We start from the raw sequence: 25099 nt of genomic DNA on the forward strand, positions 1-25099 counted from the left end.
CGGGCATTTTCTCATCGCAATTCCAGGATAGCCCGCGCGTCTCGTCGCGGGCCGTAGAAGGACGTGCCTATCGCCGACAACCAAGGGGAGCGCTGCATGGTTCGAAGAGGACGAGCCGTGCCGCGCCATCGGGAGGAACCATGAACATTTTCCGCACCAAGGATCCAGATTTCCTGAAGGAACAGGACAGTGGTCATTCGCTGAAGCGCGCGCTCACCGCGCTCGATATCACACTGATGGGCATCGGCGTCATCGTCGGCGCCGGCATCTTCGTGATGACCGGCATCGCGGCCGCGAAATATGCCGGCCCGGGCATCATGATATCCTATGCCGTTGCCTCGCTCGCCTGCGTATTCGTCTGCCTCGCCTACTCGGAGCTCGCCTCCGCGATCCCGGCCGCCGGCAGCGCCTACACCTACACCTATGTCGGGGGCGGCGAACTCCTGGCCTGGCTGGTCGGCTGGAATCTGGTGCTCGAATACTCGGTTGGCGCCAGCGCCGTTGCCGGCGGCTGGTCGGCCTATTTCGTCGGCATCCTCAAGTCGGCGGGGATTGAACTGCCGACGGCGATAACGTCGGTTCCGTATGATGGCGGCATCATCAATCTGCCGGCCGTCCTGATCATCCTGTTCATCACCTTCCTTCTGGTACGTGGCGTCAAGGAAAGCGCGACCGTCAACCGCTGGCTCGTCGGCATCAAGCTCGCGGCCATCTTCATTTTCCTCCTGCTCGCCGGCCCGAAGGTCGACGCAACCAACTGGACCCCCTTCCTTCCCTACGGTTTTGCCGGCATCTCCGCAGGCGCATCGATCATCTTCTTCGCCTACCTTGGCGTCGACTCGCTCGCGACAGCGGCCGAAGAAACCAAGAACCCGCAGCGCGACATGCCGCTCGGCATCATCCTGTCGCTCGTCGTCTGTACGGTCCTCTACATCTCCGTGTCGGGCGTCCTCACCGGCGTCGTGCCCTACGCCGAGCTCAACACGCCGGAGCCGGTCACCTATGCCCTGCGCAAGCTCGGCTACAACTTCGGCTCGGCCGTCCTCGGCACCGGTGCCATCGCCGGGCTGACCACCGTCTGCCTGCTGATGATCTACGCCCAGACCCGCGCCTTCTTCGCGATGTCGCGCGACGGACTGATCCCGGCCAGCCTGTGCAAATTGCATCCGAAGTACGGCTCGCCGCACATCATCACCATGATCGTGGGCATCACCGTCGCCCTCATCGCCGGCTTCACACCGATCGGGCTCGTCGCCGAGATGTGCAACGTCGGCACGCTGTTCGCCTTCATCGTGGCCTCGGTCTGCGTGGTAGTCCTGCGCAAGACACGTCCGAACATGAAGCGGCCGTTCCGCTGCCCGGCTGTCACGGTCGTCGCCGCGCTGGCGGTTCTGTCGAGCCTCTACATCATGTCGGGCCTCGCCACCGAAACCTGGATCCGGTTCATCGTCTGGACCCTCGTCGGTCTGGTCATCTACTTCGTCTACGGCGCTCGCAACAGCCGCGTCGGCCTCAGCGCCGAGGGCAAGGTGCCGGCCTGAGCCCTCAGAGCCTGACTCGAAACTCGCTGGGGCGAGGCAGATGGCGATGATTTCGAGAACCGGAGCGGAGCGAACTTTGGAGTTCGTGAGCACCGGAAGCGCAGAAATCGAAGCTAGATGTCCGCCCCAGTAGAGTTTCGGGTCAGGCTCTCAAGCCGCCGGATGTCAGCGGTCCCCGATATCCGGCGGCGTCCCCTCCAACCGATTTCCGGGAGAACCTGTTATGACCGACATCGAGCGGCGCCTTGCCGCCCTGAATATCGTGCTGCCCGAAGCGACGCTGCCGGCGGCCAACTACCTGCCCTATGTCGTCAGCGGCCATCACCTCTATCTCTCGGGCCAGCTGCCCGCCCACGAGGGTCGCTTCGCCTGCGTCGGCAAGCTGGGCGACACGCTCACCATCGAGGATGGCTATGCCGGCGCAAGGCTGTGCGCCATCAACCTGGTAGCCCAGATCAAAGCGGCGCTCGGCGATCTCTCGCGGGTGCGACGCATCGTCCGCCTCGGCGGCTTCGTCAACAGTACCGCCTCCTTCGTCGACCAGCCCAAGGTGATCAACGGCGCGTCCGACCTGTTCGTCGAGATCTTCGGCGATGCCGGGCGGCACGCACGCTCGGCCGTCGCCTGTCCGTCGCTGCCCTTCGGCGTCGGCGTCGAAGTCGATGCCATCGTGGAGTTCGCCCTGCTACCGTGACGGCGACGAACCGACGAGAGAATGAAAGCGATAACCGCCTTCCGGGCCTTCAACCGGCAACTCCCGCTTCCCATATATGAGAAGCCACGTTACGGGGTCCCCAAGCGGACGCCGATGAGGCGTTCGTTTCGTCCTGGGGCACTCCGCGAGACAAAGGAGTTAGCCATGGACAAGAAATCCCTGATGCCCTTCGGGCGCGGTTCGGCTCCCTCCCGCTCGCACGAGGATCCGTTCCTGTCGCTGCGCCGCGAGATGGACCAGTTGTTCGACAGTTTCACCCGTGGATGGGGGCTGCCGACGCTTGCCTCCGATGAGCACTTCCTGAGCCCGCGCGTCGACATCGCTGAAACCGATATCGGCCTGGAGATGACCGCCGAACTACCCGGCATCGATCCCAAGGAAATCGACCTGGAAGTCGACGACGACGTGCTTACCCTCAAGGCCGAGCATAAGGTTGACCATGAGGAGAAGGACGACAAGCGCCACTATCGCCTGACCGAGCGGTCGAGCGGTACCTACATGCGCTCGTTCACCCTGCCGTTCACGCCTGACCGCGACAAGATCACGGCTGAGTTCGACAAGGGCGTGCTGAAGGTGACGGTGCCACGTTCGCCGGAGCAACCCAAGACGACCAAGCGGATCGATATCCGCCCGTCAGCTCTGCATTGAACAGATCCACTAGAGCCTTCGCCGACCAAATTGAAACATTTGGTCGTCCAGCGAAGGCTCTAGGTTATTTGCTGGAGCAGCCGCTTTTCGATCAGGTTGATTCAACCTGATCGGCGGGTGCTCTGATCAGCAAGACAGGGGGCGCTTCGGCGCCCCTTTTGATCTCTATCTGAGAGCGGCGATCACTGCCTTATCGGGATAGCAGGTGACGGGAAGGCCATTCTTGGCCTGCCAGCGGCCGATGGCAACACGGGTACGGAAGCCGACCAGGCCATCGGTGGTGCCGACATCGTGCCCCATGCCCTCTAGCCGCTTCTGCACCGCCCTGACGTCGCTGCGCGTGAAGCCACTCACCTTGCCCCAGTCACCCCGGATCGTCTGCGCCCCGGTCAACCGGTCGCCGACCATGCCGATGGTCAGTGCGTAGACGTCGGATTCGTTATAGGCCTTCAGCACATAGAAATTGTCCGACACCAGGAAGGCCGGCCCCATCCGCCCGGCCGGCATCAGAAGATGCCCCAAGGGCCCGACATCGGCGCTGGCGAGCGGCCGGCCATCGGCGCGCGTCACCCCGGCCTTCACCCAGGCCGACAGCGATTGCCCCTGATCCGGCCCTTCCAGGCTGCACGGCACTGCGGCCGGCAGTTTCACCTCGACGCCCCAGGGCACGCCAGCCTTCCAGCCGCGCGATTTCAGGAAATGGCCGATCGAGGCGAGCACATCGGGCGTCGAGTTCCAGATGTCGCGGCGGCCGTCGCCATCGCCGTCCACGGCGTCAGTGAGAAACTTGGTCGGCATGAACTGCGGCTGGCCGAGTGCGCCGGCCCAGGAGCTCTTCATCGCAGCGCGCGTAATATGCTCCTGCTGCAGGATGACCAGCGCCGCCACCAGTTCGGGGAAGAACTCGTCGCGCCGCGAGCCCATATAGGCCTGTGTTGCCAGCGTACGGACGGCATCCTTCTCGATCCTGGCGGCGCCGAAGGCCGATTCCTTGCCCCAGACGGCGAGCACGATGCCGGCAGGCACGCCGGTTGCCCGCGCCGTCCGGTCGAGCACCGCCCGGTTGGCGGCAAGCCGCTTGCGGGCGCCGGCCGCCAGACCGTCGAGCTTGCCGTCGGCGAGATAGGAGGCCGGGCTCTGGAACTCGGCCTGGAAGGCGTTGCCGCCGCCGGTCGGCTTGAGATCTGGCAAGGAGAGATCGGGCTCCAGGCCGGTCACCGCCGCCTCGAAGGTGGCGCGCGTCACGCCGGAGGCCTGAGCAGCCGGCCAGACCTTGCTTTCAAACCAGCGGGAAAAGCCGGCGTCGGCCGCCGAGGCGCCATGGGGGGCGAGCGCCAGGGCGCTGGCGAAGAAAAGTGCGATTCGTTTCATCACCGGATGGAATCCCCCTTGCGGCCGGGGGTCAATGGCCGGCCGGCAAGCCGCCGTCGGCGTGCAGTTTTGGCGCCCCGTCAAGCCTCGCCGGCAAAGGGTCATTACGGGGGCAATGGCGCTTGACAGCCCCCCGCCCCCGCCCTTATATCGGCGCACTTTCCGCCGGCCAGCCGGTGGGTCGTGGCAGTGTAGCTCAGTTGGTTAGAGCGACGGACTCATAACCCGTAGGTCGGCGGTTCGATTCCGCCCGCTGCTACCACTTCTCATCATCCCAATTCCTCATCGTCTTGCAACCTTCGCGTTTCATCTGTCACATTCCCCATCCATAACGGGATCGATGCGACGAGGAGGATACGATGCGACATCAGGACGGTAGTGCCGGCGATGCCGATTACGGCCGGATCGGACAATCCTATAGCGCCTATCGCCAACCGGATCCGCGTATCGCCGCCATGATCGCCGACGCGCTTGGCCCGGCGAAAACCGTGCTCAACGTCGGGGCCGGCGCCGGCTCCTACGAGCCTAGAGATCGCGAGGTCACCCCAGTCGAACCCTCTGCCTCGATGCGGGCGCAACGTCCGGCGCACCTGGCGCCAGCCATCGACGCCACCGCCGAGCACCTGCCGTTTGCCGACGACAGTTTCGACGCGGCCATGGCGAGCTTCACCATTCACCAGTGGGCCGACCTTGCCGCCGGCCTCAAGGAAGTGCGCCGCGTGACGCGCGGCCCGGTGGTGATCCTCACCTGCGACCCCAATGAAGTCGAAGCCTTCTGGCTGAACGATTATGCCCCGAAGGTGCTGGCCACCGAAGCGCGCCGCTATCCCTCCTTCGACAAGGTGGCCGACGGCCTCGGCACGCCGATCGAGCGCATCGCCGTGCCCGTCCCCTTCGATTGCCATGATGGTTTCAACGAAGCCTATTACGGCCGGCCGGAAAGGCTGCTCGAACCGGCGGCCCGCCTCTCCTGCTCGGCCTGGAGCTTCATCACCCCCGACGAGGCAAACGCCGCCGTCGCCCAGCTCGCCGCCGACCTCAAATCCGGCGCCTGGGACGCCAAATACGGCGCGCTGCGCCACCAGCCCACCTACCTCGGCTCGCTCTACCTGTTGGTGTCGCAGCGACAGGGTTGATCCAGATGGGGAGTCCCGCCCTTAACTCTGCACCGGTTCCAGCGCGTAAAGGCTGACGTTGATGCGGCCGGTGCGGAAGCCCGCCTCGCAATAGGCGAGGTAGTAGGTCCACAGGCGCTTGAAGGCGGCGGAATAGCCGAGGTCGGCGATGCGTGGCCAGGCTGCCTCGAAGCGCTGCCGCCAGTCGGCCAGCGTCTTGGCGTAGGAGAGGCCGAAGTCGAGGCTGTCGCGCAGGGCAAAGCCGGCCTCGGCGGCCACCTTGGCGAACATCGCCTTGCTCGGCAGCATGCCACCGGGGAATACCATGGTCTGGATCATGTCGGGATGGGCGCGATAATGCTCGAAGCGATCGTCAGCGATGGTGATCACCTGCACCACCGCCCGGCCGCCCGGCTTCAGCGCATCCCGCAGCTTGTCGAAATAGCCGCGCCAATAGGCCTCGCCCACCGCCTCGAACATCTCGATCGACACGATGCGGTCGTAGCGCCCCTCGACGTCGCGATAGTCGCGCAGTTCCAGCGCCACCCGCTCCGCAAGGCCGCGCTCGCGCACCATGTCCTGGCCGATGGCGAGCTGGGCCGGCGACAGCGTGATGCCGTCCACCGAGCGGGCGCCGGCTTCGACGAGATAGGCGGCGAGCCCGCCCCAGCCGCAACCGATCTCCAGCACCGATGGGCCGCCGTCGAGGTGGAGCATGTCGACGATGCGTTGAAACTTGCGCTTCTGGGCGGCTTCGAGATCGTCGCCCTCCTCATAAAGCGCCGAGGAATAGACCATCTGCCGGTCGAGCCATTCGGCATAGAAGGCGTTGCCGAGGTCGTAATGGGCCATGATGTTGCGCCGGCTGCCGCTCTTGGAGTTGCGGCGCATCAGCATGAACAGGCGCCGCGCCAGGCGGATCGGCATGGATGCCTCGGCCGCGGTCACCAGCGTATCGAGATTGTCGGCACACAGCGTGACGAAGGCGACGAGATCGGGCGTATCCCAATCACCATCGACATAGGACTCGGCGAAGCCGACGTCGCCGCCGGTCAGCAGCCGGCTGATGGCCCGCCAGCGCTGAATGTGGAGCTCGGCTACAACACCGGGCAGATCGCCGCCGGCAGCCAGTTGCGTGCCGTCGGGCAACAGCACGGTAAGGCGCCCACGGTGAACGTGGGTCAGAAGACGCCTGACGAAGGCGACGCGCAGCCGGGTCGGCAATGCCAAGCCGACGATCGAGGGCAGGATCATGGAGGTCGACACTGACGTCATCCGGATGACCTTTCCGTTGGATTGAACCCCTTGGGGCCGCCACCGGGGCGAGAATGGAAGGGGATGCGCTTGCGCCACAGCTTCAGCGCCTCCCAATGGATGCCAGCCACCACCTTCAGCGTCATCAGCGGGAAGCGGACGAGCAGGCGAGCGATGGCGCGGTCGTTCAGCGGCTGACGCGTCAGCGACATCGACGCGGTCAGCATCAGGCCGTCGCCATCGTGATCCTCGATGGCGATGGTAAAGCGTTCGGCCGGTGGCTTGACGTGGAAGCGGTAGCGCATCTCCATCGGCAGGAAGGGCGAGACGTAGAACGCCTTCTCCGCCGCCTGATGGATGGTGCCGGCCGTCTCGGGCGCGACATCCTCGGCGTAATGATGCATGCCGCCGAAGGTGTTGCGTACCTCGTAGACGATCGACGCGAGACGGCCGTCGGCGTTGCGGCAGAAATAGACGCTGAGCGGATTGAACACGAAACCGAGAAGGCGTGGCATGGCGATCAGCGCCACCTCGGACCCGTCCCAGGCAAGCCCCCGCGCCTCGGCAAGCCGCCGGATGCGCGCAGCAAGCCTGCCCTCCCCGGCCGGCCCGTGGTCGGCCTCGTGAAAGGACAGGACATTCCAGCCGTTGACCGACAGCAGGCGGCTCGCGTGCTGAAGCTCGTCCAGCCGATCGAGATCGGCATGCAGCATGTAGACGCCGTATTTGAGGTTGTGGACGGCCGGGCGCAGACGCCGGTGCAGCACATCGCCGAGATAGAGGGCGTGCGTCATTCCGCAGCCTCTTGCCAAGTCCCGGGACCGATGTGGATACGGCCGGACTCGTTCTCCACCGACCATGGCCGTCGCACGCCGCCCATCGCCTCGGCGGCGGCAAGGCCGGCCTGCAGGCCATCCTCGTGGAAGCCGGCCCCGAAATAGGCGCCGGCGAACCAGGTGTTGCCACCGCCCTGCAGGGACCAGAGCTGTTTCTGGGCCTCGATCGCCGCCTGATCGAACAGTGGGTGCTCGTAGGTGAAGGTGCGATAGACGCTTTCCGCGCGCGGTTCGATCAGCGGGTTGAGCGTCACGAACAGCGGCACCGAGGGGTCGATGTGCTGCAGCCGATTCATCCAGTAGGTCACCGACGGGCCGGCCGAGTGGTCGCTGGTGGCAATGTAGTTCCAAGCCGCCCAGGCCGCCCGTCGCCGCGGCATCAAGCGCTCGTCGGCATGCAGGACGGTGTGGTTGCGGCTGTAGCGGAAGGCGCCCAGCACGCGCCGCTCCGCCTCGGTCGGCGTCCTGATCACCTTGAGCGCCTGATCGGCATGGCAGGCGAGCAGCACCTTGTCGAAGCGGCGCCGGCTGGCACCGTCTTCGATCACCACGCCAGCCGCCGACCGCTCGATGATATTGACGTCGCGGCCGATCAGGATGCGTCCGGCAAGCGGTTCGGAGAGGCGTACGACATAGGCGCGGCTGCCGCCTTTCACCGTCCGCCACTGCGGCCGGTTGCGCAGCCTCAACAGTCCATGGTTGTCGCAGAAGCGGATGAAGGCCTCGGCCGGGTAGGCACCGACCTCGGCGGCCGGCGTCGACCAGATGGCCGCCGCCATCGGATAGAGATGATCCTCACGGAAGGCGCGGCCATAGCGGTTGGCGTCGAGATAGGCGGCCAGCGTCATGCCGTCGAGCCGGCCGAGATCGCGCGGCGCCTGCCGGTAGAAGCGCAGGAGGTCGATGATCATGGAATAGAAGCGCGGCCGCAGCATGTTGGACGGCTGGGCGATCAGGCCGGCGAAGTCGGAGCCGGCATATTCGAGACGGCCGCCATCGATCGACACGGCAAACGACATGTCGGTCGGCTCGGTGGCGACGCCGAGATGGGCGAACAGGGCGATTAGGTTGGGATAGGTGGCGTCATTGTAGACGATGAAGCCGGTATCGACGGGAATGGAGGCACCATCGGTCGGAGCCAGCACGGTATTGCTGTGGCCGCCGAGCCGCCGGTCGATCTCATAGAGCGTGACGTTGTGGCGTTCGGCGAGCAGCCAGGCAGCCGACAGACCCGAAATGCCCGACCCGATCACGGCGATGTCTAGCCGTTTTCCGGAGGACCGCTTGCTTTCGCTCATGTGAACTCCACTGGCCCTGAAATAACTCGACAAACCATTCTACGTTGGGCCCATTGCGCAGGATCACCGGTGCGGTAACGAATTTGATCGTGAGGCCACGCCAGCGCCCCGTTGAGTGATCCGTTGCGGGGACCGGCGCGTAGAAGAGGCATGAGACGTGGACGGGCGAACTCTTTTCCTGTGCAAGCAACCTTTGAGACGGCGGTCAGTTCCATGAGACCAGCCGACGCAGCGGTTGAACCCCTCGATGCTGCGGAAGCGGCGCACCTCGTCGCGGCCATCGCCGAGGCAGGCGACCGGCAGGCCTTTGCCCGGCTGTTCGCCTTCTATGCGCCGCGTCTCAAGTCCTTCCTGTCCCGGCAGGGTTTCGGCGCATCGGACTGCGACGACCTGATCCAGGACACCATGCTGACCGTCTGGCGCAAGGCCGGCCAGTTCGATGCCGAGGCCGGCGCCGTTTCCACCTGGATGTTCACCATCTGTCGCAACCTCGGCATCGACCGACGCCGCCGGCAGGGCCGCCGTCTCAAAAACGACCTGCCACCGATGAGCGACATCGACCCCAGCCCGTCGGCCGAGGGCGAGATCATCAGCCGCGAGAACGAGAGCCGGGTGCGCCGCGCCCTCGACCAGTTGCCTAGCGAACAGGCGGCGGTGATCTCCCTCTCCTTCTTCTCCCAATCGCCGCAGACCGAAATCGCGAAATCGCTCGGCATCCCGCTCGGCACCGTCAAGTCGCGCGTCCGCCTCGCCATGAACCGCCTGCGCCAACTCCTCGACGAGCCGTCATGACCTTGAGCCGCCACCCAAGCCCCGAACTCATCGCCCGCTATGTGGCCGGATCGCTGTCGCCCAGCGCCGCGCTGGTGGTGGAAAGCCACCTTTCGCTCTGCGACACCTGCGCCACCGATCACCTGGACATGCTGGCGCTCGGTGGCTCGCTCCTCGAACGCCTGTCGCCTTCCGAACTCGACGCCCGGCTGTTCGAGCGGACGCTGGCCCGGCTGGATGAGAAGCGCCCCGCCGCCGCCCCGCCGGCGCCGCGATCGGTTCGCGACCTCGGCATCAAGCTGCCGGCGCCCATCGCCGAGCGGGCAACTTCCGGCTGGCGCTGGATGGGGCCGGGCATGGCCTATGCCCGCCTCGACGTGCCGGAGGACTCGCGCACCAATCTGGTGCTGCTGAAGATCGCCGCTGGCAGGCGCATCCCCACCCACGGCCATTCCGGCGAGGAGCTGACGCTGGTGCTGCAGGGCGCCTTCGAGGACGAGCACGGGCGGGTGGCCGCCGGTGATCTCGCCGAGGAGGATGACGACACCCACCACACGCCGGTGGTGACCGGCGAGGAGACCTGCATCTGCCTCGCCTCCATCGAGGGGCGGCTCCGGCCGCATGGCTTGATCGCCCGCCTCATCAGCCCGCTGATCGGACTATAGCCATGTGGACCGGCGCCCTGCTCTCGCTTGGCATTCTGGTGGTGGCGATGAGCGCGGCCTGGGCCATTGCCGAGCGCACGCGCCGCTCCGGCTTCATCGACGGCATCTGGGCATTGGCAACCGGCGTCGCCACGCTGGTGCTGATCCTTGTCCTGCCGCCGCCCATTGGGCGCCCGCTGATCGTCGCCCTTCTGATCGCCATCTGGGCCGTGCGGCTCAGCCGGCATCTGGTGGGACGCACGTTCCGCGCCGCCAGCGACGACCCGCGCTATGCCGCGCTTCGGCACGACTGGGGGGAGCATGCGGCGCGTCAGCTTTTCCTTTTCCTGCAGATGCAGGCCGTCGCCGGCTGGCTGCTGGCGTTGGCGGCCGGCACCGCCGCAGCGCGCACCGGCCCGCTCGGCTGGCAGGATGGCCTCGGCGCCACCATCGCGCTGATGGCCCTCGCCGGCGAATGGCAGGCCGACCGCACGCTCGCCGCCTTCCGGCGCGAACAGTCCGGCAAGGTGTGCGATCGCGGCCTCTGGGGCTGGTCGCGCCATCCCAATTACTTCTTCGAATGGCTGTTCTGGGTTGGCATCGCGGTGCTCGGCATCAGCGGCATCACTTGGCAGACCGGCCTGGTGCTGATCGCGCCGATCTCCATCTACTGGCTGCTGGTGCACGTCTCCGGCATTCCGCCGCTGGAGCGGCACATGCTCGAAAGCCGGGGCGAGGCGTTCCGCGCCTATCAGGCCCGCGTCTCACCCTTCTTTCCCTGGCCTGCCAAATCGGCTCAGGCGGAGAGCCAGCGCGACAGCACCAGATAACTGATGGTCGCGGCAAGGCCGCTGGCAATGGTTCCCCAGGCGAGGTCGACGACGGTGATCACCATCGGCCAGGCCCGCACGGTCGCCTGATTGGTCAGGTCGTAAGTGGCATAGGCGACAAAGCCCAGCGCCGCGCCGGATATCAGGGCGGTCGACCATTTTCCTGAGGCAAGCGCCGGCTGGATGGCAAAATAGCCGAGGCCGGCGGCATAGATCAGGTAGAAGATCACCGCCGGCACCGGCTGGAAGGGATCGGCGACAAGGTCGCCCATCGCCGGTTTGTAGAGGCGCGGCACCATGGTGCCGAGCCAGATGGCGTCAAGCGCCAGAAAGCTGATCAGTCCGGCGGCGTAGATAGCAATGGCATTGGGCATGACGGTCTCCGTGTCCGAGCTCATTACGTTGTCAAGCGCCGTTCAGATCAGCGGCCCGGCAAGATTCATCTCACCGGGCCGCGACCGTCGCCCCCATTCAAATGCCGCAACCGTCCGGCTTACCTCAGGCCGCCGCCCGGCTCGGCCTGCTTGCGATGGCTGCGCGCCAGCGACTCCGGCGACATGAAGCTCGCCATGGCCGCCTGCAGCTTGTTGCTCCAGCCGGTGACGATGTCGGCCTCGCCGCTCATCATGGCCTGGTAGCCGGCGTGCGCCACATAGCCGGCATCGTCCTTTTCGCCCCGCCCCATCCTGGTATCCATGAGGTCGGCACGTTCGAAGAACTCGGTCTCGGTCGGGCCGGGCATCAGCACCGTCACGCTGACGTCGGTGTCGATCAGTTCTTCGCGCAAGGCGTAGGCGAAGCTGTCGATGAAGGCCTTGGTGCCGTTGTAGACGGCCTGGAAGGCGCCGGGGATGTAGCCGGCGATCGAGCCGGTGAACAGGATGCGGCCGAACTGCTGGTCGCGCATCTGTCGGCCGATCCGATGCACGATGTCCAGCGTGCCCATGATGTTGGTGTCGACCACCCGGCGGATATCGTTGAACGACTGGTCGAGGAAGGCGTGGCCGAGGCCTCGGCCGGCGTTGGCCATCAGAAGCTCCACCGGCCGGCCGTCGGAGGCGATGACGTCGATCAGCCGGGCAATGCCCTCCGGCGTCGAAAGGTCGGCCTCGACGGCGCGGATCGAAACGCCATGCTCGGCGAGCATGTCGGCGGCCTCGTGGATAGCCGGCTCGTCGGCGGCAATGATCAGGTCATAGCCATCGGCGGCAGCGCAGCGCGCGAGTTCAAAGCCGATGCCGGTTGAGGCACCGGTGACGACGGCAATGCCGCGGTCTGGATACATCTGGCCCATGGTGTCCTCCTTGTCACGGCGGCACGGCAGCCAGCCGGCCGCAGAAGGAAAAACCCTGGTCCGCGACAAAGTTCCCGCCTGGCGCCCCATCACTTCAGCTCGGCAGGCGCACATCCGTCGCCAGATAGCCGGCCAGAGACTCGAGCAGCCCCGACCAGCCATGTTTTCGTCCCGCCGCTCCGTCGCTGGGCGGGATGATGCACATCTGCTCGGTATAGGTGAGACGGGTGCCACCGTCGTGGTCGGCGAAGGCCACCGTGGTGAGGGAGACGGTGTGGACACGGCCATTGAGGGCCATGGAATAGGCGAAGATGATCCGCTCGCGCTCCTTGATTTCGAAGTAGCGCGTTTCATTGCTGTGCCTGCCCATGTCCGTATCGAAGGCGCTGCGTTCGGCTCCCATGGGGCGGAAATCGAATTCCGCCAGCCGATCGCCAAACCAAGCCTTCTTCTTTTCCTCCACCGCCCAGGCCGACCAGACGTGCGCCAGGCAATTGGGGTAGATCCGCTCGATGGTGATGGTCTCGTGCTCGTGTGTGGGCTTGGCCATGTCACTGCTCCTCCTTGAGAAAAACCCCGAGACGATCGAGACGGCTTTCCAGGCCGGCGCGATGGCTCCGCAACCAGTCGTCCACCCAGGTCAGCGGTTCCGGTGCCAGTTTCACGGTACGGACACGCCCCTTCTTCACCGAGGTGATCAGGCCAGCATCCTGCAGAACCCTCAAATGCTTGAGGAAGGACGGCCCGGCCATTGGAAACGCGGCGGCAAGCTCGGATACCGACGCCGGGCCACTGACGAGCTGTTCGACGACGGCGAGGCGGGTTCGGTCGGAGAGGGCCGCGAAGACGGATGGAAGCTCGGAACGATAGGTAGCCATTTAGCTACCTTATAGCTCAAACGCCTCCCCGTCAATTCACATAGCCATTTGGCTACCTTTTTGAATGGGCAGATCACGTCCTCTACCGCCGCGTGGACGAAGGGGAACAATCTGCCCGCCGAGCGGTTGTCGACATACGGCCGGCGCTGCCGGCCCGTCTTCGAAATTCGAAGGAGGCCGCCATGAACGACAACATCCAAAACACCGAGCACCGCGAGCAGGACCCGGCCGAAGGCTCGCGCGAAATCATCGAACGCGAGCTTCGGCGCCAGGACAACAAGGCCGGCCAGCGGGCCGCCGCCGGCAAGCCAATCGATCCTATCCCCCTGCCGCCCGAGGAGCGGCCGCAGCTCAACCAGAAGAAATGACCGGCTAAGAGACCGGATGGACCGCTGGTCTCGCTATCGAATGGGTTCGCGGCTCGGATTGCGCCAATCCGGGCCGTTGGCGTTTCTCAGGCCATGACCTCGCGATCGATCTCGTCGAGGCAGGCCCTCAGCTCGCTGAACCTCGGCGATATCTTGTTGGCGCGTCCGAGCAACTGCCGCACCGTCATCAGCGAGAAGGCCAGGACATAGCGATCCTTCTCGTTCATCTGGGCGTGCTGGCGGGAGAAGTCGGCCAGCGCAGCGATCTCCGGCGATTGCAGCGAATCCGCCTCGAACAGCTTCAGCCGGTTGATCAGGATGCTCGGCCGCGACGTCTCCGTCTGCTCCACGGTGAGGCGCATCTTGTAGCGATAGGTCTTGTCGTCGGGAGACCGTTCCATCAATGCGCTCCGCTGGTGTCGATCGGCCCCTTCGGCCGAGGCGCGAGCCAGGGCAGCAGGGCCGCGAAGACGAAGACCACGGTGATCACCGAGAACATGTCGAGCGTGGCAAGCAGCACGCTCTGTTGCTCGACGATGCGGCTGAGGCTGGCCACCGCCACCTCCGGCGAGGCGCCGCCCGCCACCATGCCGGCGATCACCTGATCGGAATTATGCATGGCGCTGACCAGCTCCGTCTGGTTGGTGCGCGCCGCGTTGGCCCAGCCGGTCTGCACCAGCGAGGTGGCGAAGGCGCCGGCCAGCGTGCGCATGAAGTTGGAGAGGCCGGCGGCATTGGCCTGTTCTTCCGGGCTGACGCTGGCAATCGCAAGGCCGGTGACCGGCACGAAGAACATCACCATGAACGGTCCGGTGAGCAGCGTCGGCCAGGCCATCTGCAGGAACGTTACGTCTGAATTGAAGCTCATGCGCCAGGCGGTCATGGCGCCGAGGCCGAGGATACCGATCGACAGGATGGCGCGCGGATCGAACTTTTCCGTCGCCTTGCCGACGATCGGCGCCGAGATGATGGCCAGCACGCCCATGATGCCGGTGGCGTATCCCGCCCAGGTGGCGGTGTAACCCATGTTCTGCTGCAGCCACAGCGGCAGGATGACGACCGACGCGAAGAAGGCTGCAAATCCGCAGGCAAAGGTGACCGCCGCCGCCGTGAAGCCGCGGTAGCGGAAGATCCGGAGGTCGACGATCGGTTGGGACTCGGTGAGTTCGTAGATCACGAAGGCGAGGAAGCCGATCACCGCGACGACGGCGAGCACCTGGATTTCGGGGGCGGCGAACCAGTCGTTGTTGCGCCCCTCGTCGAGCATGATCTGCAAGGCCCCCACCCAGAGCACCAACAGGGCGAGACCGATCTTGTCGATACGGGCGGGGCCGGTCGGATCGGGCTGCCCCAGCGTGACGAAGAACACGATGGCGCCGCCCGCCAGGGCGATCGGCACCTTGATGAAGAAGATCCACTGCCAGCCGATGCCATCGCAGATGATGCCGCCGAGGATGGGGCCGGCAATCGGACCGATCAGCGTCGTCATCGCCCAGATCACCGAGGCGATGGTGGCCTGCCTGGGCGGGAAGATGCGCATCAAGAGCATCTGCGACAGCGGCATGATCGGGCCGCCGAACAGGCCGAGCAGCACGCGGCTGCCGATCAGCATGCCGATGGATTGCGACAGGCCGCACAGCACCGAGATGGCGGCAAAGCCGAAATAGCAGACCAGGAAGACGCGCAAGGCCCCGAACCGCCGGCTGAGCCAGCCGGTGAGCGGCACGGTGATCGCTTCGGCCACCGCATAGGAGGTGATCACCCACGACCCTTGCGAGGTGGAAACACCCAGCGAGCCGGCGATGGTCGGCACCGACACGTTGGCAATGGTGCTGTCGAGCACCACCAGGAAGTTGCCGGCGCCGATGGCGAGCGCGGCCACCATCAGGCGGGCGCCCGTCAGCGGGGCGGCGTGTTCCAGGGTAGGTGCGGTCATAGGATTACTCGGCGACGGAGATGTCGGTGGTCATGGAGAGGCCGACCTGCAGCGGATGCGCCTTCAGCTCCGCCGGATCGAGGGCGATACGCACCGGCAGGCGCTGCACCACCTTGATCCAGTTGCCGGTGGCGTTCTGGGCCGGCACCACCGAGAAGGCGGCGCCGGTGCCGCCGGAGAAGCCGACGACGGTGCCGGTGAACGGCACGTCGCTGCCGTAGAGGTCGGAGGTGAGCGTCACCTTCTGGCCGGCCTTGACGTGGGCGAGCTGCACTTCCTTGTAGTTGGCATCGACATAGGCGGCCTGAAGCGGCACCACCACCATCAGCGTCATGCCCGGCTGGACGCGCTGGCCCACCTGCACCTGGCGGCGGGAGATGACGCCGTCGACCGGCGCCCGCATCACCGTGCGCTCGAGGTTGACCTTGGCCTGATCGCGGGCCGAGCGGGCGGCCAGCACCTCGGGATTGTCGTCGATGCCGACGCCGGAGATCATGGCAGCGTTGGCCTCCTTGGCGGCCACGGCGGCGTCGCGAGCGGCAATGGCACCGGCGGCGCCGGCCTCGGCAGACGCCATGCTCGCCTCGGTGGTCTTGAGCGCCGTCTCGACGGCGGTGACCTCGTCGCCCGACACCGAGCCCTTGTCGGCCAGCGTCTTGCGACGGTCGAGATCGATCTTGGCCTTTTCATAGTTGGCCTCGGCGGAGGCCAGCTGGGCGGCGGCCTGTGCCCGATCGGCCTCGCGGCCGGCGATCTGGGCGGTGAATGCCCTGTCATTGGCGATGAGGGCGGTCACTCGGCGGATGGCGCTCTGGTAGTTGGCCTCAGCCAGCTCCAACGCCAGCCTGGCGTCAGTATCGTCGAGACGGACCAGCACGTCGCCCTTTCTCACCATCTCGGTATCGCTGGAGAGGACCTCCGTCACCGGCGCGGCGACCAGCGGCGTGATCGACGCCACATCGGCACCGACATAGGCGTTGTCGGTGATGGCATGCTTGGACGCGTAGAGCACGTCATAGGCATAATAGCCGCCGCCGGCCGCCACCACCGCCAGGAACAGCCCGAAAAACAGCGGGCCGCGCTTCCTGGGATTGACGGCGGCCTTGGCGGCCAAGGTTTCTTCGACATCCGCGTCGATCTTGCTCATGTCGTTCACGACTGCTTCTCCGTGCTGCGGAACCCGCCGCCGAGGGCGCGAACCAGTGCGATATCCAGGGTGAAGGCGCGGGCCTGCAGCGCCGCCGTCGCCCGGCGGGCGGTGATCAGCGCGTCTTCGGCGGTCAGCACTTCCAGATAGGTGGCAAGGCCGCCGTTATAGCGGTCGCTGACCACCCGCCAGGCCTTCTCGGCGGCGGCCATCGAACGCTGGGTTTCCGCGAGCCGGCGCGTCAGTTCGCGCTTGCTGACCACGGCGTCGGCCACCTGATGCAGCGCCTCGGTCAGCGTCTGGTCGTAAGTGGCAACGGCGATTTCATACTGCGACACGGCGCTGCGCTCGCCGGCCCGGAGGCGGCCGCCATCGAAGATCGGCAGCGAAATGGCCGGGCCGACCGAACCGAACGTCGAGCCGGTATCGGTGAGCATGTTGAGGCCGAGCGCCTGCTTGCCGATCATCGCCGCCAGGTTGACGTTGGGATAATAGGCGGCCTTGGCGGCGTCGATCTCGTGCGAGGACGCCTCGGCGGTATAGCGGGCGGCCAGGATGTCGGGGCGGCGGCCAAGAAACTCGACGGGCAGGCTCTGGGGAACGCCGGTGAACCGGCCGCCCCGCACCTTCGGCCGGGTAATGGTCAGGCCGCGATCCGGCCCGGCGCCGATCAGCGCGGCAAGCTGGTTCTTGGTCAGGCCGATCTCTTCGTCGATTTGCGCGAGCTCTGCTTCCGCACCGGCCTCGGCCGCGCGCGAGCGTTCCAGCGCCCCCTCGTTTTCGAGGCCCTTTCCATAGCGGTCGCTCATCAGATCCAGTGTCTGCTGGCGCACGTCGATGGCGCTCTTGGCGCTGTCGCGGTCGGCATAGAGGGCGGCGAGACGGCCGTAGACGTCGGCAATTCCCGAAGCGAGCGCAAGGCGGGTGGCGGCGGCTTCCGCCTCCGCGGCGGCGGCCTTGCCCTTGGCGGCGGCCAGCGACGCACGGTTCTTGCCCCAGAAGTCGATCTCCCAATCGAGCGACAGGGTGCCCATGCCGGCATCCTTCCAGCCCTTGGGCACGAAATCCTTGCCGATCAGATAGTTGTAGGACTGCCGCTCGCTGTCGGCCTTGGCGGAGGCGCCGACGGTGGGCAGCAGCGAGGCCTGCGACGCGCCAACGCCGGCATAGGCCAGCGCCACGCGCGCGGCGGCGATCCGCATGTCCGACGCGCCGGTGAGCCCTTCGCCGATCAGCGTGGTGAGCTGCGGGTCGCCATAGGCCTGCCACCAGCTGTCGGCCGGCCAGGCCGCGTTGGCGACCGGGGCCAAGCTTTTGCCCGACTCGTAGTCGGAGATCGGCTTCACCTGGGAAACCGCCGCGTTCTCGGGGAGCATGGCGCATCCGCCGTAAAGCGCTGACACAAAAAGCAGAACGCCAGCGGAACAGCCCTTATGACCTAGCCTCAAACGCATTCGGCACCTATATAACCGTACAGTACGGTTTAGTTATAAAAGCCCCTTGCGGCCGTCAAGGCCCAAACCTAGTGTTCCGATCACGAATGGGAGACCGGTATGCGATCGAAGACCGATGAGAAGCGCAACGCCATCATCGCGGCTGCGACGGCCGTGTTCGAGGAGGTAGGCTATCAACGGGCCAGCATGGCGATGATCGCCGCCCGGCTCGGCGGCTCCAAGGCCACTCTCTACGGCTACTTCCACTCCAAGGAGCAGCTGTTCGCCACCGCAGTGACCTCGGCGTTCGACGAGACCGGCGAGGAGCTCTTGGCCTCCCTCGCCTCAACGGACGACATCGCGACCGTTCTCGCCCACTATGGCCGGCTCTATCTCGACCTGGTCACCCAGCCGGAAATCCTGGCGATCCAGCGAACCGTCTTGAGCGAAGGCCAGGGCACGACCCTGGGCCAAGAAGTCTACGAGCTGGGCCCACAACGTGGCCTCAACGGCCTCATGGAATTCCTGGAGAAGCGGGCAGCAGCAGGCGAAATCGATCTGCCATCGCCGGAAATCGGTGCCCTCCATTTCAAGGGCCTCGTGGAAGCAGGCATCACCGAACCACGTCTCTATGGCATCACCGAGACTCGCGACAAACGCGAGGCCGTCGAAACCGCCGTCGCGGCCTTCATGCGGATCTACGGCAGATCTCAGACCTGAACGGGCCGAACAAACGAAAGTTCAATCCAAACACTCAAGTCGTCTCGATAGAATTGCTCAACACAAACAAACAGAGAAAGTCGCCAAATGCCAACGGCCGACGATTTCAAAGTTGAGTTGAAAGGTATTCTCCAGCGAGCCGAACGACAGGGACGACCGCACGTTGAGATAAACGCAGGCGAGTTGCATCGCTCAGTCGGCGATTATCCATCCAGGGACGGCAACCAGCACGCCATGCCGACCTGTTGCGGCGTCATGCGCAGCGAACTTGAGGCAGGAAAGGACGAGATCATCTATGCGCCGGATTGCGACAACGGCGCGTCGTTGACTATCCGGTATTACCTGCCGAGGGTGCAATCACGCCACTAGGCACCGCTATCCCGTGATGGCCGCGTTTCATGATCGTGGAAGTCGGCTATGCTCATTCCATCTCCATTTGTCTCGACGCGATTGAGTGACTACATCTGCGGCGGCCCGAAACCCCATCGCCTGCCCGCCGGCAGTTGGAGACGCCCGGAGACTCTATGACCGAGACGGATGCGCCGCGACGCGGCATTCCCATGGGATCGATCGACGAGGACAGCATTCACGCGCTGGTCCACGGCTTCTATGGCAAGGTGATGGCCGACCCGGACCTCGTCGCCATCTTCGGCCGCGAGATCGAGAAGCACGAGTGGCCTGCCCACCTGGAGAAAATGTGCGCCTTCTGGTCGTCGGTGCTGCTGCGTTCGGGCCGCTATGACGGCCGGCCGATGCGGCCGCACATCCAGATCGCCGATATCGAGGACCGGCACTTCGAGCGCTGGCTGGCACTGTTCGCCGAAACCGCCCGCCAGGTGTTCGACGAGCCCGACGCCAACGGCGTCATCGCCACCGCCGAACGCATCGGCAACAACTTCCGCCTCGCCCGCGCCCAGAACCGCGGCCTCGACAGCACCCGCATGGAGATGATCCGCGCCGAGCCGAACGGCCCGCAGAAGCCGGCCATCTGGACCCCGCCACGGTAGTTTCCGTGACAAGTGGTCTAGAGGAGTGCTCTTAGCCTCTGCCCCTGTATGTGGCCACGCCCTGGTCGGGTAGCCAAAGATCCTTGGGCGGCGCACCGGTCTGCCAGAACACGTCGATGGGGATGCCGCCGCGCGGGTACCAGTAGCCGCCGATCCGGAGCCAGCGCGGCGCCAGGCGCTCGACCAGCCGGCGGGCGATCATGATGGTGCAATCCTCATGAAACGAGCCGTGATTGCGGAAGGACGTCAGGAACAGTTTCAGCGACTTGGACTCGACCAGCCACTGATCGGGCACGTAGTCGATCACCAGGTGGGCAAAATCCGGCTGGCCGGTGACTGGGCAGAGCGAGGTGAACTCCGGCGCCGTGAAGCGGGCGAGATAATCGATGTCGGGATGCGGATTGGGCACCCGGTCGAGGACCGCTTCCTCGGGCGATTGGGGCGTTGCAGTCACTTTGCCAAGCTGGTTGGCGCCGGTGGCATCACTGGTCATGTCGGACAATCCCAAATCGAGGAAGCGGAGCGCAGCGGCACGCATCCGAACTGAGACCAAGCCCTACCGGAAACCGGCTTGGTTTCAAAGCCCAGGTTAAGGTGGCGGCGGAGCCTGGCTGGAAATTCGCTGGGGTGAGGCAGATAGCGACGAGCGCGAGAACCGGAGCGGAGCGAACTTCCTGTTCGTGAGCACCGGAAGCACAGCGCGCTAAGCTAGATGCCCACCCCAGTAGAATTTCCAGCCAGGCGATCAGGCGACTTCCGTCCTGAAGCTGGAGAATATCTCCAGATCGTGGTGCCCCTCCGGCACGCCTTCCACCCGGTTGCGGCCTTTTCTCTTGGCCAGATACATGCAGCCGTCGGCCCGCGACACCGCCGTCAGCGGACTGTCGTCGCGATTGGCGGCCGCGTAGCCGATGCTGACGGTGCAAATGCCGTGCGGCGAGTAGAGATGCGGAATGTTGAGCGCTTCAACGGCTTTTCTGAGCGCTTCGAGATGCGGCGCCAGCTTCTGCGGATCGGTCTCCGTCAGGATCAGGGTGAACTCCTCGCCGCCGTAGCGCGCGGCGATCTCATCGGCCCGGCGGGCGAAGCGCTGGATGGTCGCCCCCACGGCCTGCAGTACGTCGTCGCCCCGGCTATGCCCATAATGGTCGTTGAACAGCTTGAAGGCGTCGATGTCGATCATGACGACGGTAAAGCCCGCGCCATGGCGCTTCAGCCGGTTGAGGCTCGCCAGCAGGAAGCCGTCGAGGGCGCGGCGGTTTTTAAGGCCGGTCAGCACGTCGGTGTTGACCGAGGCCTCCAGGCTGTCGAGCATCATGTTGACGGAGCGCCCGACCACCGCCAGATCCGGCAGCAACGAGGTCCGGGTGATGCGCGAGGTCCAGTCGCCGGCGGAAACCCGTTCGGCGACGTGCACCACCTGCCTGAGGCCGCGCAGTACCAGCCATTCCAGCAGGACGATCACGGCCGAGGCGATGCCCAGGGCGACGAGGCCCACCATCACCAGGCGATCGATCATTGCCTCCACGGCAGCGGAGCGGATTTTCTCGGTCGACACGGCAAAGGCGATACGGTCGGTGGTTCCCGGCAGCGTCGTCACGCCGAAGACATCATTGCCCGCGCCATAGGTGCCGGGCAGGATCAGGCCGGTGCCTATCGCCGCCAGCCGTTTCGCCGTCACCTCGGAAAGATGGCCCTCCACCCCCGGCATGGGGCCGCCGTCGAGCACATTGCCGCTGGCATCGAGAAGCATGCCGTAGCTCAGCGGGAAGGTGAACTGGTCGAGCGACGCCTGGCGCAGATAGGCGGGGTTGAGGGCGATGGCCAGCACGAAGTCCACGTGGTCGCCGGTGCGGATCGCCTTGGCCGATTGCAGGATCAGCCCGCCAGTGACTCGGCTCTGGATGAAATCGCTCCAGATCACCCGTTTCGACGCCAAGGCGCTGATGAAATACGACCGGTCCCCCAGATAAACGTTGATCGCTTTCGGGTCCGTCGAGCAATAGATCGTCCCGCCTGGTGACATCAGGGATATGCGCTCGACCTTCTCGTAGAGTTCCAGAATCCGCGACAGGTTCCGATTACATTCGGCGGGCGTCATATATTTGAGATTGTCGTAGAGGGCGACGGTCTCCGACAGCCGCTCGACCTCGATGCGCGCCTCGATGAATCCCCTTTGGCTCCGCGACAGTGACAGCAGCATGCTATGGTTGATTGTCTCGAGCTGCTTGGCCATGTCGGCGCGTGTGCGCATGATCTCGCTGGCCACGAAGGGCACGAGCCCCAGGAACACGGCGGCCAGGATAACGATGCGGATCTTGAGCAGCCCGAACATGCGATTCCAACAAGCGCTGTTGCCGGCTCTATATATTTGGCGATGTATATATAAACTTCTAACACCTTATCTGAGATGCAGAATTCTACTTTATGAAAGCCAGTTTAAGTAATACAAATACGTCCGTCTTCGATAAAAATAGTCTCAAAAGAGAGCGATCCACGGCGCATCGGTGTCCAATGCGGACCAAAAGCATGCAACCCCTGGTGATTGGCATCCGCTGAGAGAACAAAGCGGCGGAGATTTGCGGCGCACTTTTTTATGGTGGTAACAGCGCCACACCAGCTCATTCCGCCGCCTGCATCATCATGCTCTCAAGAATGCGCCGGATCTCAGGGCGACAGGAGCCGCAGTTGGTGCCTGCAGCCGTCGTCTCGCCCACGGCGGCGACGGACTGGCAGCCTGAAGCGATGGCGGCGCGGATGTCGTTGATGCCGACGCTGGCGCAGGCACAGACGATGGCGCCCTTGTCGCTGCCGCCCTTGCCGGGACGGCCGGCCACCACGTCGGCCCGGCGGTGCGGGTCGGCAAAGCTCTGGCCGAGCTGGTCGGCCGCCCAGGGGCGGGACACGGCAACCGGCCCCTCGCCGACGTAGAGCGCGGCGACGAGGCGGGTCCCCTCGAAGGCGGCCATGCGAGTCCCTGTGCGGTCATAGTAGCCGATGGTGTCGGTTTGCGACGACAGGCCGGCCACCCGGCGCAGCCAGTCCTCCCACCCTTCCGCCGGCTCGGAGCCGGCCAGCTCCAGCCGCCAGCCATGCTCGGTGCGGGCGAGCGCCCAATAGTCGGTGTCGACACCCTCGGGCTTTTCGCTGGAGACCAGGAAGCCGTGGACGGCGCTGTCGTGGCGGCGCAACCGCACCGCCGTATGCTTCAGCGCCGGCTGGCCGGAGACCGCGTCGACGCGGCCGGGGAACAGCGCGTTGACGCGGGCAAGGGCCGAGGTCTCGCCCGTCCAGTGCATGGGCACGAACAGGTTGCAGCGCGCCTGCCGGTCGGTGAGCAGCGCCCGCACGATGACGCGGCCGCCCTCGGCGCTCTCGATCTCCACGAGATCGGCGTCGTCGATGCCGCAGGCCCTGGCATCGGCCGGATGGATCTCGGCGAAGGGTTCGGCGAGGTGGGCCGACAGGCGCGGCGATTTGCCGGTGCGCGTCATGGTATGCCACTGGTCGCGGATGCGGCCGGTGTTGAGCACGAAGGGGAAGCCCCAGTTGGTGCGGCGCTCGGCCTCGCCCTTCGCAGCGACGAAGCGCGCCCGGCCGTCAGGGTGATAGAAGCGGCCATCGGCGAAGAAGCGGCTGCCGCCGTCGGGTGATGGACCATCGGCCGGCTGCGGCCATTGGAAGGGCTTCAGCCGCTCGTAGCTGGCGGCGTCGATGCCGGCATGGGCGGAAATGTCGAAGTCGCGCGCCCCGCCGTTCTCGAAGCCCGAGAGACCCGCGTGTTCGGCAAACACCTGGTGCGGGCCGGCATAGGCGAAGGCGTCGCCAAAGCCCATACGGCGGCCGACCTCGGCGAACTGCCACCAGTCGGCCCGCGCCTCGCCCGGTCCGGCACGGAAGGCGCGCTGACGCGAAATGCGCCGCTCGGAATTGGTGACGGTGCCGGACTTCTCGCTCCAACCGAGCGAGGGCAAGAGCACATGGGCGAGCCGCGCCGTGTCGGTGTCGCGCTGGATGTCGGAGACGACCACGAAGGGGCAGGCCGCGATGGCCGCCCGCACCCGGTCGGCATCGGGCATGGAGACGACCGGATTGGTCGCCATGATCCAGAGAGCCTTGACGCGGCCGTCGGCCACCGCCTCGAACAGGTCCACCGCCTTGAGGCCCGGCCGATCGGCCAGCGACGGCGCGGCCCAGAAGCGGCCGACGCGGTCGCGATCGGCGGCGTTGTCGAGATTCATGTGCGCCGCCAGCATGTTGGCGAGCCCACCCACCTCGCGCCCGCCCATGGCATTGGGCTGGCCGGTGAGCGACAGCGGCCCCATGCCTGGCCGGCCGATGCGGCCGGTCAGGAGGTGACAATTGATGATGGCGTTGACCTTGTCGCTGCCCGACGACGACTGATTCACCCCCTGGCTGAACAGCGTCACCACCTTTTCCGCGCCGGCAAAGCGCTCGTAGAGGGCGGCGATCTCCTGCGGCAACAGGCCGGTAATCTCGGCAAGCTCCGTCGGCCCCAGCCGCCGCGCCTCGGTGAGCGCCGCCTCAAACCCCTCGGTATGCTCGGCCACGAACGCAAGGTCGGTCCAGCCGTTGTCATGGAGATGGGCGAGAAGGCCGTTGAACAGGGCCACGTCGCCATCGGCGCGGACGGACAGGTGCAGGTCGGCGATGTCGGATGTGGCGGTACGGCGCGGATCGATCACCACCACGGCCATCTCCGGCCGCGCCGCCTTGGCTGCCGCGAGGCGCTGGTAGAGCACCGGGTGGCACCAGGCCATGTTGGAGCCGACGATCACCACGAGGTCGGCGAGCTCGATGTCCTCGTAGTTGCCGGGCACCGTATCGGCGCCAAAGGCGCGGCGATGGCCGGCCACGGAGGACGCCATGCAGAGCCGCGAGTTCGTGTCGATGTTGGCGGCGCCGATGAAGCCCTTCATCAGCTTGTTGGCGACATAATAATCCTCGGTGAGGAGCTGCCCCGAGAGATAGAAGGCGACGGCCTCGGGCCCGTGCTCGGCGATGGTCTGGGCAAAGGTGCCGGCCACGAGGTCGAGGGCCTCGTCCCAATCCGCCTGCCGCCCGCCGATTTCCGGATGATGGATGCGCCCGTCATCCCCCAGCGTCTCGGCCAGCGCCGAGCCCTTGGAGCAAAGCCGCCCGAAGTTGGCGGGGTGATCGGGGTCGCCCGAAACGCTCGTCCGCCCGTCGTCGTCGACGCGCACGAGCACACCGCAGCCGACGCCGCAGTAGGGGCAGGTAGTGCGGGTTTCCTGAGCCATTCTCGGGCAGT

Annotated in this window: 26 protein-coding genes and 1 tRNA gene; 12 read left to right on the plus strand and 15 right to left on the minus strand. The window is 65.7% G+C overall.

Features of this window, described 5'->3' with window-relative positions:
* Positions 1–140: 140 nt before the first annotated feature.
* From G522_RS0119735 to G522_RS0119745, 3 genes are all read left to right on the plus strand, one after another.
* Complete coding sequence (locus G522_RS0119735) at positions 141–1541, plus strand: amino acid permease (protein WP_026792521.1); 1401 nt, start codon at positions 141–143, stop codon at positions 1539–1541.
* 223 nt (positions 1542–1764) lie between these two features.
* Complete coding sequence (locus G522_RS0119740; RefSeq protein ID WP_026792522.1) at positions 1765–2235, plus strand: RidA family protein; 471 nt, start codon at positions 1765–1767, stop codon at positions 2233–2235.
* Between the two features lie 165 nt (positions 2236–2400).
* On the plus strand, positions 2401–2904 hold the full coding sequence (locus G522_RS0119745) for an Hsp20/alpha crystallin family protein (RefSeq protein WP_026792523.1): 504 nt from the start codon (positions 2401–2403) through the stop codon (positions 2902–2904).
* A gap of 165 nt (positions 2905–3069) precedes the next feature.
* On the opposite strand, the gene G522_RS0119750 is transcribed toward G522_RS0119745, so the two are convergent.
* Complete coding sequence (locus G522_RS0119750) at positions 3070–4275, minus strand: lytic murein transglycosylase (protein ID WP_026792524.1); 1206 nt, start codon at positions 4273–4275, stop codon at positions 3070–3072.
* A gap of 185 nt (positions 4276–4460) precedes the next feature.
* On the opposite strand from G522_RS0119750, the gene G522_RS0119755 reads away from it, so the two are divergent.
* Positions 4461–4537 (plus strand) — tRNA-Met (locus G522_RS0119755).
* 97 nt (positions 4538–4634) lie between these two features.
* A complete protein-coding gene (locus G522_RS0119760) occupies positions 4635–5411 on the plus strand; it encodes a class I SAM-dependent methyltransferase (protein WP_026792525.1) in 777 nt (258 codons plus the stop codon).
* A gap of 21 nt (positions 5412–5432) precedes the next feature.
* Here the strand turns inward: G522_RS0119760 and G522_RS0119765 are convergent, their stop codons facing one another.
* From G522_RS0119765 to G522_RS0119775, 3 genes are read right to left on the minus strand one after another with little or no spacing between them, the layout of a single operon-like run.
* On the minus strand, positions 5433–6665 hold the full coding sequence (locus tag G522_RS0119765; protein WP_084633300.1) for a class I SAM-dependent methyltransferase: 1233 nt from the start codon (positions 6663–6665) through the stop codon (positions 5433–5435).
* On the minus strand, positions 6662–7438 hold the full coding sequence (locus tag G522_RS27790; protein ID WP_051228885.1) for a DUF1365 domain-containing protein: 777 nt from the start codon (positions 7436–7438) through the stop codon (positions 6662–6664). The genes G522_RS0119765 and G522_RS27790 overlap by 4 nt, the downstream gene beginning before the upstream one ends.
* On the minus strand, positions 7435–8778 hold the full coding sequence (locus tag G522_RS0119775) for an NAD(P)/FAD-dependent oxidoreductase (RefSeq protein WP_026792527.1): 1344 nt from the start codon (positions 8776–8778) through the stop codon (positions 7435–7437). The genes G522_RS27790 and G522_RS0119775 overlap by 4 nt, the downstream gene beginning before the upstream one ends.
* Positions 8779–8991: 213 nt before the next feature.
* On the opposite strand from G522_RS0119775, the gene G522_RS27795 reads away from it, so the two are divergent.
* Genes G522_RS27795 through G522_RS27800 form a run of 3 tightly spaced genes read left to right on the plus strand, consistent with a single transcriptional unit; the run spans position 8992 to position 11023 of the window.
* Positions 8992–9570 (plus strand): sigma-70 family RNA polymerase sigma factor, encoded by a 579-nt coding sequence (locus tag G522_RS27795; protein WP_036840136.1) that lies wholly within the window; start codon positions 8992–8994, stop codon positions 9568–9570.
* Positions 9567–10214 carry a ChrR family anti-sigma-E factor gene (locus G522_RS0119785; RefSeq protein ID WP_026792528.1) on the plus strand — a complete coding sequence of 216 codons (648 nt, stop codon included), beginning with the start codon at positions 9567–9569 and terminating at the stop codon, positions 10212–10214. Before G522_RS27795 ends, G522_RS0119785 begins: the two co-directional genes overlap by 4 nt.
* Before the next feature lie 2 nt (positions 10215–10216).
* A complete protein-coding gene (locus G522_RS27800) occupies positions 10217–11023 on the plus strand; it encodes a DUF1295 domain-containing protein (RefSeq protein WP_036840139.1) in 807 nt (268 codons plus the stop codon).
* Here G522_RS27800 and G522_RS0119795 read toward each other — a convergent pair.
* The 4 genes from G522_RS0119795 to G522_RS0119810 all read right to left on the minus strand — a co-directional run bounded on the left by G522_RS0119795 (position 10990) and on the right by G522_RS0119810 (position 13195).
* Positions 10990–11397, minus strand: a complete 408-nt coding sequence (locus G522_RS0119795; protein ID WP_026792529.1) for a DUF2177 family protein — start codon at positions 11395–11397, stop codon at positions 10990–10992. The genes G522_RS27800 and G522_RS0119795 overlap by 34 nt on opposite strands.
* A 119-nt stretch (positions 11398–11516) precedes the next feature.
* Entirely contained in the window at positions 11517–12317 is an 801-nt protein-coding gene (locus G522_RS0119800; protein WP_026792530.1) for an SDR family NAD(P)-dependent oxidoreductase, read from the minus strand.
* 94 nt (positions 12318–12411) lie between these two features.
* On the minus strand, positions 12412–12867 hold the full coding sequence (locus G522_RS27805; RefSeq protein ID WP_051228888.1) for an SRPBCC domain-containing protein: 456 nt from the start codon (positions 12865–12867) through the stop codon (positions 12412–12414).
* A gap of 1 nt (position 12868) precedes the next feature.
* The gene (locus G522_RS0119810; RefSeq protein WP_026792531.1) at positions 12869–13195 is read right to left on the minus strand and encodes an ArsR/SmtB family transcription factor; all 327 of its coding nucleotides are present in this window, start codon (positions 13193–13195) and stop codon (positions 12869–12871) included.
* Between the two features lie 182 nt (positions 13196–13377).
* Here G522_RS0119810 and G522_RS0119815 point away from each other — a divergent pair, with 182 nt between their 5' ends.
* Complete coding sequence (locus G522_RS0119815) at positions 13378–13563, plus strand: hypothetical protein (protein ID WP_026792532.1); 186 nt, start codon at positions 13378–13380, stop codon at positions 13561–13563.
* Positions 13564–13649: 86 nt separating this feature from the next.
* On the opposite strand, the gene G522_RS0119820 is transcribed toward G522_RS0119815, so the two are convergent.
* From G522_RS0119820 to G522_RS0119835, 4 genes are read right to left on the minus strand one after another with little or no spacing between them, the layout of a single operon-like run.
* The gene (locus tag G522_RS0119820; protein ID WP_026792533.1) at positions 13650–13964 is read right to left on the minus strand and encodes a hypothetical protein; all 315 of its coding nucleotides are present in this window, start codon (positions 13962–13964) and stop codon (positions 13650–13652) included.
* Positions 13964–15499, minus strand: a complete 1536-nt coding sequence (locus G522_RS0119825) for a DHA2 family efflux MFS transporter permease subunit (protein WP_026792534.1) — start codon at positions 15497–15499, stop codon at positions 13964–13966. Before G522_RS0119825 ends, G522_RS0119820 begins: the two co-directional genes overlap by 1 nt.
* Before the next feature lie 4 nt (positions 15500–15503).
* Positions 15504–16646, minus strand: coding sequence for an HlyD family secretion protein (locus G522_RS0119830; RefSeq protein ID WP_026792535.1), 1143 nt, complete (start codon positions 16644–16646; stop codon positions 15504–15506).
* A 5-nt stretch (positions 16647–16651) separates the two neighbouring features.
* Complete coding sequence (locus G522_RS0119835) at positions 16652–18100, minus strand: efflux transporter outer membrane subunit (protein ID WP_051228890.1); 1449 nt, start codon at positions 18098–18100, stop codon at positions 16652–16654.
* Positions 18101–18199: 99 nt separating this feature from the next.
* Between G522_RS0119835 and G522_RS0119840 the strand changes: the two genes are divergently transcribed.
* From G522_RS0119840 to G522_RS27810, 3 genes are all read left to right on the plus strand, one after another.
* A complete protein-coding gene (locus G522_RS0119840) occupies positions 18200–18799 on the plus strand; it encodes a TetR/AcrR family transcriptional regulator (RefSeq protein WP_026792537.1) in 600 nt (199 codons plus the stop codon).
* An 87-nt stretch (positions 18800–18886) separates the two neighbouring features.
* Positions 18887–19168, plus strand: coding sequence for a hypothetical protein (locus G522_RS0119845; protein WP_026792538.1), 282 nt, complete (start codon positions 18887–18889; stop codon positions 19166–19168).
* A 155-nt stretch (positions 19169–19323) separates the two neighbouring features.
* A complete protein-coding gene (locus tag G522_RS27810; protein WP_156886994.1) occupies positions 19324–19806 on the plus strand; it encodes a group III truncated hemoglobin in 483 nt (160 codons plus the stop codon).
* Positions 19807–19837: 31 nt separating this feature from the next.
* On the opposite strand, the gene queF is transcribed toward G522_RS27810, so the two are convergent.
* From queF to G522_RS0119865, 3 genes are all read right to left on the minus strand, one after another.
* Positions 19838–20299, minus strand: coding sequence for a preQ(1) synthase (gene queF / locus G522_RS0119855; RefSeq protein ID WP_026792539.1), 462 nt, complete (start codon positions 20297–20299; stop codon positions 19838–19840).
* Positions 20300–20551: 252 nt separating this feature from the next.
* The gene (locus G522_RS0119860) at positions 20552–22141 is read right to left on the minus strand and encodes a diguanylate cyclase domain-containing protein (RefSeq protein WP_026792540.1); all 1590 of its coding nucleotides are present in this window, start codon (positions 22139–22141) and stop codon (positions 20552–20554) included.
* A gap of 286 nt (positions 22142–22427) precedes the next feature.
* Positions 22428–25088: a nitrate reductase gene (locus tag G522_RS0119865; protein ID WP_026792541.1), complete on the minus strand. Its 2661-nt coding sequence runs from the start codon at positions 25086–25088 to the stop codon at positions 22428–22430.
* Positions 25089–25099 lie beyond the last annotated feature (11 nt).

Origin of the sequence: Pleomorphomonas oryzae DSM 16300, from assembly GCF_000422965.1 — a bacterium.
GTDB classification, from domain to species: domain Bacteria; phylum Pseudomonadota; class Alphaproteobacteria; order Rhizobiales; family Pleomorphomonadaceae; genus Pleomorphomonas; species Pleomorphomonas oryzae.